This is a genomic window from Aequorivita sinensis, assembly GCF_006346335.1.
Taxonomy (GTDB): Bacteria; Bacteroidota; Bacteroidia; order Flavobacteriales; family Flavobacteriaceae; genus Aequorivita; species Aequorivita sinensis.
On the sequence record NZ_VDMC01000001.1, the window covers coordinates 667,504 to 675,784 of the forward strand.

An 8,281-nucleotide genomic window follows, 5' to 3' on the forward strand; every position below is an offset into this window, starting at 1 on the left:
ACGAGTGCTTTCAATGGCTATAGGAAAAGGCTGGAAGTTGATAAAACTTCGTAATTATTGGTATTCTTTTAAAAACAAAAAGTAGAATATTTTTAATTATCTTTAAAAATTATAAATTTCACAACTATGAAAAACTCACTATTTGCTATATTAATTCTTATTTCAAGTCTTTCTTTTGGACAAGATTCACCTAAAACTCCTAAAATAGGGGTAAAGATACCAGAAGGTGAAACGGTAGTTTTAAAAGGTGTTTCAGTAAAATTTCTAGAAGTGATTGAAGATTCTCGTTGTCCTGAAGGTGTGAACTGTATGTGGGCAGGAAGAGCTATTGTAAAAGCTGAAGTAACTTCAAATGGGAAAACCGAGGAAGTAACCTTGATTTTTGGTGAAACAAGACCTGGAGAAGAAAAGAACACAAATCTCTTTACTTCAGATAAATTTGTAATTAATGGTTTAACGCTAAATCCTTATCCAACATCTGAAAGTACTGGAAAAGATACTGGTTATGTATTGTTGATTTGTGAGGAGAAAAATAGCTAATTAGTGGCACCCACAGTCCTTCTTTCCACACTTAATTTTTCCTCCATCTAAGGTGTTGCTAGAGTTTTGGCGGGATTCAAAAATAGGGTTCCAGACAAACTTTTTAAGTAAAAAGCCTGCGGCTAAAGAAAAGGTGATTAAAACTAAGATTGTTTGCATAGTACAAAGATACGGAAAGTCCTATAAGTATCATAATAGCACTTGTTCAATAAAAATTAATGAAAACTACATTTACTGCAGTCGGAATGATCTCCAATTTTATTTTTTGAAGTTTTACTTGTTTTAAAAGGATTCCAGATGAATGTTGTAATTAAAAATCCAACTGCAAGTAAAAATGCTATTATTACTAGTATTGTTTGCATAATATTTTATTTTTAAAATTATTACTTTACCCCTTCCACCATCTATTTCTGCTTCGCAGAATAGATGCCACCTTCCCCTGAAATAGGGGAAGGTGCTAGCAGGGAAATTACCTCAAGAACTGGTAAGCAGCTAGAGACACCACATAAGCAATAACGGTCATTACAACTAACTGCCACATAGGCCATTTCCAACTGTTAGTTTCTTTTTTTACAATGGCAAGTGTACTCATACATTGCATTGCAAAAGCATAAAATAAAAGCAACGAAATTCCGCTAGCAAAATTGAATAATGGCCCGCCTAATACTGGGTTTACTTCGGCTGCCATTCTGCTTTTTATAGTTTGTTCGTCATCACTACCCACGCTGTAAATTGTAGCTAGCGTTCCTACAAATACTTCTCTTGCAGCAAATGAGCTCACTAAGGCAATCCCTATTTTCCAATCGTAGCCTAAAGGCCTTACGGCTGGTTCTATAAATTGGCCAACATGACCGATATAGGAATGCTCAAGTTTGAAAGAATTTATATGCATTTCTAAATCATCATCCGATAGATTTTGAGAAGCGTATTCACTTTTTACAATTTCCTCTGCATCGTTAAAATCTCCTGGGCCATATGAAGCTAAAACCCAAAGAATAATGGAGATAGCCAAAATAATTTTACCAGCTCCAAAAACAAAAGCTTTGGTTTTTTCAATTACTGTGATTATTACATTTTTCGCTAATGGCACTTTATAGTTAGGCATTTCTACTACAAAGAAACTCTTGCTTCTAACTTTCAAAATTTTATCTAGGATATAGGCCGATAAAATTGCCGCGCCAAACCCTAAAATATACATAAACATTAAGGTTAGACCTTGTAAGCTGAAAATACCGAGAACCCTTGTATCGGGAATCACCAAAGAGATGATTATTAAATAAACAGGAAGTCGAGCAGAACAAGTTGTAAAAGGCGTAACTAAAATAGTGATTAGTCGTTCCTTCCAATTTTCAATATTTCGCGTGGCCATTATTGCAGGAATAGCACAAGCAGTACCAGCTACTAGGGGTACCACACTTTTCCCGCTAAGACCAAAACGTCGCATAAGTTTGTCCATAAGAAAAACCACACGACTCATATATCCTGTTTCTTCTAAAATTGAAATAAACAGAAAAAGAAAGGCTATCTGTGGGATAAATATTACAATTCCTCCCAAGCCAGGGATAATTCCTTCTGCAATTAAACTTGAAAAATCGCCCGGAGGTAATGTGTTTTTTGCCCACTCACTTAACGAAGCAAACGAACTGTCTATAAAGTCCATTGGGTACGCACTCCAATCAAAAATTGCTTGAAAAATGAGCAGAAGAATTCCGAAGAAAATGACATATCCCCAAACTTTATGGGTTAAAACTCGGTCTAATCTACTTCTTAAATCCTTCGCTTTAGCAGTGTCTACATGTAGCGTTTCTTTTAAAGTTTCATTAATAAACTTATACCGCGCGATAGTTTCTTTTTGCTGAAGGCGTTTAAGATTACTTGTTGATTCTGTTTTAAAGGATGCTACCCCTTGCAGCTCGTTTCGGTCTAATTTTCCAAAGTTTACATCTTGCGTAATTACAAGCCACAGTTTGTAAAGGTCCTGATTAGGAAAAGCTTTTTGCAATCTATCGAAATACTCAGGGGCAATATTAGATGCATTCAAGCAAGGTTTAGTAGGAAGCTGATTGTAGTTTTCAATCAGTTCTTTTAAGTAATCAAATCCAAGGTTTTTTCTTGAACTGATAAGTGCAATTTTAGTGTTTAGTTTCTTCTCAAGTAAGGGAACATCAAGCGTAATTGCTTTACGTTTCATCCTATCCGACATATTAATGGCTAGAATGGTAGGGATTCCTAAGTCTTTTATCTGGGTGAAAAGTAAAAGGTTTCGCTTCAGGTTTTCAACATCGGCAACTACCACAGCTACATCAGGGAAATCTTTATCATTTTTGTTTAAAAGAAGCTCAATAACAACATTTTCATCTAAAGAAGAAGCGTTTAAGCTGTAAGTTCCGGGCAAATCTAGAATATGAACTTTACAATTACGTCCAAATTTGCATGTACCTTCTTTCTTTTCAACAGTAATTCCAGGGTAGTTTCCCACTTTTTGGTTCATTCCAGTCAACCTATTAAAAACAGAGGTTTTTCCGGTATTTGGGTTTCCAATAAGTGCTACGTTAATTTGTTTTGCCATATTTCAGCTCCATTAACTTGGTGCGAATGCAGTTTTGTTGTTATATCAGGTCAATCTCAATTTTAGAAGCCATTTCTAAACGGATAGCTAAATGACTTCCATTTATGTTTAAATACAATGGATCTCTAAATGGAGCAATTTGAACCAAAGTGACTTCATTGCCCGGAAGGCAGCCCATTTCTAGTAGCTTCAACGGAACTACATCAACAGAAAATTCTTTGATAATTCCGCGTTGTCCTTTCTTTAAAGATGCGATTGTTAGCACTTCTATTTATTTAGATTGAATTTAAACAAGGCAAAAGTAAGTTTTTTAATTCAGAATTCAGAACTCACGAATCAGAAAATTTTGACCTCTTTTTTAAGATTTCTCTCCTTTATTGTATTCACTTGCACCCAGAAAGGGAAAGCTTTTAGATTATTCAATTGAAAAGCTACAATACTATCTTTCTGAATCTTCCTTTTTTAGAACTTCAATATCGTGAAGAAGTGTTTCGATAGCTTGCGGGTCTGTACCGTCATAAAACCCACGAATGCGTTTCTTTTTATCAACAAGTACGAAGTTTTCGGTGTGAATTAAATCGTACTCCTCATAAGGAACGTCTTTTGCAGCGAGGTATGATTTTCGAGCGAGGTCGTAAATTTCTTTTTTATCCCCTGTAACCAAATTCCACTTAGCATCATTAACCCCTTTTTCAACGGCATATTTTTTAAGTTGAGGCACGCTATCTATTTCGGGAGTAACGGTGTGAGATAGTAGTAAAATTTCATCGTCGTCTTTTAATTCCTCTTGAATTTTTACCATATGGTCTGTCATAATAGGGCAGATGGTTTGGCACGTAGTAAAAAAGAAATCGGCCACATAAATTTTATCGGCATAATCATCTTGTGTTACCGTTTTTCCATTTTGGTTTAGAAGGCTAAAATCGGCGATAGTGTGGTATTTTTTTACGTATTGCATTGTCGTGTCTACTAATTCTGCTGTTACATCGGCAGGTTGATAAACGCGTAGCACTTCTTTCGGTTTCATTACAGAATATATAATGGTAATTATGATAATTGAAATGATAAGAAAAACAATTCCAAAGAATTTATACTTCTTAAAAAAAGTAAGCATATTGTAAGATTTTAGACTGATGATTTATATTAAACCGCAAAAATAAGCCCTAAAACTATCAAAATGAATACATTTAACACCTTAATTTAGCGGTATTCAGTCACCGCTTTTAATATCACAGAAATGAAACATTTAGTTCTTCCGTTTTTCCTATTTATATCCTTCATCGCATTTTCACAAAATCATTATTTGGACGAAATTAGTGAAGCTGAAGCAAAATCGGCAAGTGGTCATTTTGCTCCACAACGCAATATGAATACAGGCAATTACGATTTAAAATACGCGCGCTTAGAATTAAATGTAAATCCTACTCAAGCTTATATAAGTGGAAAAGTAACTTCACATTTTGAAGCAAAAGAAAATATGAGTTCTATTGTTTTTGAATTGGTCGATAATATGACCGTTTCAGAAGTAAAACAAAGAGGAGTTTCGCTTTCATTCACCCAAAACAGTAATGATGAGGTTGTAATTACACTACCACAGATTCAAAATCAAGGTGTTTTAGATTCACTGTCTATAAGTTATTCTGGTAACCCGATAAGTTCTGGCTTTGGATCTTTTGAGATAGCAACTCATCAAGGCGATCCTGTTTTATGGACTTTATCGGAACCTTTTGGAGCAAAAGCTTGGTGGCCTTGTAAGCAAGACTTAATAGACAAAATAGAATTACTTGATGTATATCTCACTACACCACGATATAATCCTTCAAATGAGGAATATATTGCTGTTTCCAATGGTTTAGAAATAAATCAGACGGTAAATGGAAATAATAAAACCACTCATTTTCGTCATCAATATCCAATTCCAGCATATTTGGTTGCCATTGCAGTAACAAACTACTCGGTGTATTCGCATACTGTTGATAACAATGGAAATCCATTTGAAATAGTCAATTATGTTTATCCAGAAGATTTAAGTTATGTGCAAACCCAAACTCCTGTAACGGTTGATATCATGAATCTTTTTGCCGACAAGTTTGAGCCGTATCCATATGCTGAAGAAAAATATGGTCACGCTCAATTTGGTTGGGGCGGAGGTATGGAACATACCACTGTTTCTTTTATGGGTGGATTTTCTCGTGGATTGATAGCTCACGAATTAGGTCATCAATGGTTTGGAAATAAAGTTACTTGTGGAAGCTGGCAGGATATCTGGTTAAATGAAGGTTTTGCTACATATATGTCGGGAATGGTTGTAGAAAGTCTTGACGGCTCAGGTGCTTTTAATAGTTGGAAACAAGACCAAACCTCCTACATTACCGATGCTCCAAATGGGTCGGTTTACATTCCTGCTCAAGACACCACTACTGTGGGGCGAATTTTTAACAGCAGGCTTTCTTATAGTAAGGGGGCAATGGTAATTCATATGCTTCGGAAGAAATTAGGAGATGCAGTATTTTTTCAAGGCTTACAAGATTATTTGTCAGATCCATTACTTTCTTATGGATACGCAAAAACGCCTGATTTAATTAGAAACTTAGAAAATGCAAGTGGTGAAAACCTTTCCGAATTTTTTAATGATTGGGTTTATGGCGAAGGGTATCCAAGTTTCAATATCAGTTGGAATCAAACAACTACAGGGAGTATTAATGTGAGAATAAATCAGTCGCAAAGTCATTCCTCAGTATCTTATTTTGAAGTACCTGTGCCTTTGCGATTGACAGGGACGCAAGGTGAAACATTAGACATTGTTCTTGATAATACTTTTAATGGGCAAAACTTTCAGCCGGCTGTAAATTTTACCGTACAAAACGTTCAATTCGATCCTGAAAATGATATTATTTCAAGAAATGACCAAGTAATTTTAGGGATTAATGAATTCAATTTAGAAAATCAAATTGTATTGTATCCAAACCCCACATCAATCGAAATCAAATTGAGTAAATCTGAATCATTAAATGTTTCTCAAGTTAGAATATTTAGCGCCTTAGGTCAATTACTTTATGCTGAAGCTTTTTCAGAAAGTATCAATGTTTCAGACTTATCAAGTGGAATTTTATTTTTTCAGATAGAAACATCCGAAGGGGTTATCAATAAAACCATAGTAAAAGAGTAGTTTGTTTCTTCCAAAAGCGATTGAAGTTATACAGGTATATTTCATTAATTAATAAGAAGTAACACATCCGCTTATTTTTTTTGCAAGCTCTAAAAGATTACTTTTGTGCGATTTTTCAATGGAGCTATATTTGTACTGCTTAGAAAAATTGAAGAATTGGTTCGATTTTTGACTAAGTGTCCTATTTAAAATCGCGACTATTTTATATAAATATCTATTCAAGAAATTATGAGTCCATTTGCTGTTAAAGCTATACAATTACTTTTAAGTCTTTCATTGTTAATTGTCCTTCACGAGTTAGGGCATTTTATTCCCGCAAAACTTTTTAAAACTAGAGTTGAAAAATTCTATCTTTTCTTTGATGTGAAATTTTCACTTTTCAAAAAGAAAATAGGCGAAACCGTTTACGGAATCGGTTGGTTGCCCTTAGGAGGTTATGTGAAAATATCCGGAATGATTGACGAGAGTATGGACAAGGAACAGATGGCACAACCGCCACAACCATGGGAGTTTCGAAGTAAACCAACTTGGCAGCGACTAATTATTATGCTTGGTGGGGTTACAGTTAATATTATTGTTGGTTTTGTTATTTATATGAGTCTTCTGTATTTCAACGGAAGTAGTATTACTACCAACGAAGATATTCCTCAAGGTTTTGCAGTTACAGAGCAATTTGAAGAATACGGTTTCCGAAATGGAGATCATATCTTAAAAGTGAATGGAGAGCCGTTTGAAGATGTAATGAAAATCAACAAGTATATGTTTTTACGCGATGTTTCCTCGGTTGAGGTAAAACATGCAGATGGAACTATTGAAACAATATCAGTACCTGATGACGCTGGAACAAAAATGTTTCAGAATGACACGCACTTTCCGTTTTTACCAAGACAAAAAATTGTTTTAGATTCAATTTGGGATGGTTATCCAGCTCAAAATGCAGGTTTACTTACCTCTGATAAAATTATTTCACTTAACGGTCAAGATATTGTTTATCACGATGAATTTGAGCGTTTAGCTGAAGCCAACAAAGGAAATGAAAACATATTGGTTGTAGAACGAGCTAATAAGTTAGACACTTTAAGAGTTATACCTAATGACAAAGGGACTTTTGGCGTAACGTTTTCTAGGAAAGAAGTTATTTCACAAGTGGGACAGACTAAGGTGGAATATACTCTAGGTGAAAGTATTGTTGGCGGTTTTGGTTATGGTTACAATACGCTGAAGGATTATGCATCGCAATTTAAATATGTATTCACTAAGAAAGGAGCTACTAAGGTTGGAGGTTTTGGAGCCATTGGTAACCTTTTCCCAGAAGCTTGGGATTGGGTGAGGTTTTGGGAAACAACCGCGCTTATATCTATTATATTAGCTTTCATGAACATTCTGCCTATTCCTGCTTTGGATGGAGGTCACGTAATGTTTTTATTATATGAAATGATTTCAGGCAGAAAACCTAACGATAAGTTTATGGAGTATGCTCAAATGGTTGGATTTTTCATATTAATTGCTTTGGTTCTTTTCGCCAATGGAAATGACATATATCGCTGGTTATTTGAATAATAGAAATCTGCAAGTTTAAACAGAAAGATAAAAAAGTTAAAATTTTTAAATTTTTATATTTTTTATTTTGATGAATGTAAAAAAGGCTTATATTTGCACCCGCCTACGCAATCTAAGAGATTGTAATAGCAAGCAAAAGCTAGCAAAGGCAAGACATAAATTCCTCTTTAGCTCAGTTGGTTAGAGCATCTGACTGTTAATCAGAGGGTCCTTGGTTCGAGCCCAAGAAGAGGAGCAAACAAACCCAGACAACCGTCTGGGTTTTTTGTTTTATAGTATTATGGAATATTGTGTTTACATCTTGCATTCAGATAGTTTTTCAAGGTTTTACGGGATCAAGAACAATTGTTGTGTTTATGCAAAAATCGTTGTTAATCTATACAGAAAGAATTCTACGTTTTTCACTCCTCTAAATTGTGCCCTAAATGCTTTTATCTTTGCAT

General features: G+C 34.8%; 7 protein-coding genes and 1 tRNA gene. 4 read left to right on the top strand and 4 right to left on the bottom strand.

Annotated elements, in window-relative coordinates; genetic code table 11:
• The first annotated feature begins 126 nt into the window (after nucleotides 1–126).
• Nucleotides 127–540, top strand: coding sequence for a hypothetical protein (locus tag FHP04_RS02980; RefSeq protein ID WP_139854384.1), 414 nt, complete (start codon nucleotides 127–129; stop codon nucleotides 538–540).
• Between the two features lie 215 nt (nucleotides 541–755).
• Here FHP04_RS02980 and FHP04_RS14495 read toward each other — a convergent pair whose 3' ends face one another.
• From FHP04_RS14495 to FHP04_RS02995, 4 genes are all read right to left on the bottom strand, one after another.
• Nucleotides 756–902 (bottom strand): hypothetical protein, encoded by a 147-nt coding sequence (locus tag FHP04_RS14495; protein WP_158319109.1) that lies wholly within the window; start codon nucleotides 900–902, stop codon nucleotides 756–758.
• A gap of 107 nt (nucleotides 903–1,009) precedes the next feature.
• The gene (gene feoB, locus FHP04_RS02985; RefSeq protein ID WP_139854386.1) at nucleotides 1,010–3,109 is read right to left on the bottom strand and encodes a ferrous iron transport protein B; all 2,100 of its coding nucleotides are present in this window, start codon (nucleotides 3,107–3,109) and stop codon (nucleotides 1,010–1,012) included.
• Between the two features lie 40 nt (nucleotides 3,110–3,149).
• Nucleotides 3,150–3,374, bottom strand: coding sequence for a FeoA family protein (locus FHP04_RS02990; RefSeq protein WP_139854388.1), 225 nt, complete (start codon nucleotides 3,372–3,374; stop codon nucleotides 3,150–3,152).
• 174 nt (nucleotides 3,375–3,548) lie between these two features.
• Nucleotides 3,549–4,223, bottom strand: a complete 675-nt coding sequence (locus FHP04_RS02995; protein ID WP_139854390.1) for an SCO family protein — start codon at nucleotides 4,221–4,223, stop codon at nucleotides 3,549–3,551.
• A 123-nt stretch (nucleotides 4,224–4,346) separates the two neighbouring features.
• Here FHP04_RS02995 and FHP04_RS03000 point away from each other — a divergent pair, with 123 nt between their 5' ends.
• The 3 genes from FHP04_RS03000 to FHP04_RS03010 all read left to right on the top strand — a co-directional run bounded on the left by FHP04_RS03000 (nucleotide 4,347) and on the right by FHP04_RS03010 (nucleotide 8,073).
• A complete protein-coding gene (locus FHP04_RS03000) occupies nucleotides 4,347–6,278 on the top strand; it encodes a M1 family aminopeptidase (RefSeq protein WP_139854392.1) in 1,932 nt (643 codons plus the stop codon).
• Nucleotides 6,279–6,506: 228 nt separating this feature from the next.
• The gene (gene rseP, locus FHP04_RS03005) at nucleotides 6,507–7,838 is read left to right on the top strand and encodes an RIP metalloprotease RseP (RefSeq protein WP_139854394.1); all 1,332 of its coding nucleotides are present in this window, start codon (nucleotides 6,507–6,509) and stop codon (nucleotides 7,836–7,838) included.
• A gap of 161 nt (nucleotides 7,839–7,999) precedes the next feature.
• A tRNA-Asn gene (locus FHP04_RS03010) sits at nucleotides 8,000–8,073 on the top strand.
• The last annotated feature ends 208 nt before the right edge of the window (nucleotides 8,074–8,281 follow it).

Bases quoted from the DNA above. Each gene is read 5' to 3' on its own strand.
- FHP04_RS02980 (WP_139854384.1), top strand. From the start codon at position 127: ATGAAAAACTCACTATTTGCTATATTAATTCTTATTTCAAGTCTTTCT.
- FHP04_RS02995 (WP_139854390.1), bottom strand. From the start codon at position 4,223: ATGCTTACTTTTTTTAAGAAGTATAAATTCTTTGGAATTGTTTTTCTT.
- FHP04_RS14495 (WP_158319109.1), bottom strand. From the start codon at position 902: ATGCAAACAATACTAGTAATAATAGCATTTTTACTTGCAGTTGGATTT.
- rseP (WP_139854394.1), top strand. From the start codon at position 6,507: ATGAGTCCATTTGCTGTTAAAGCTATACAATTACTTTTAAGTCTTTCA.
- feoB (WP_139854386.1), bottom strand. From the start codon at position 3,109: ATGGCAAAACAAATTAACGTAGCACTTATTGGAAACCCAAATACCGGA.
- FHP04_RS03000 (WP_139854392.1), top strand. From the start codon at position 4,347: ATGAAACATTTAGTTCTTCCGTTTTTCCTATTTATATCCTTCATCGCA.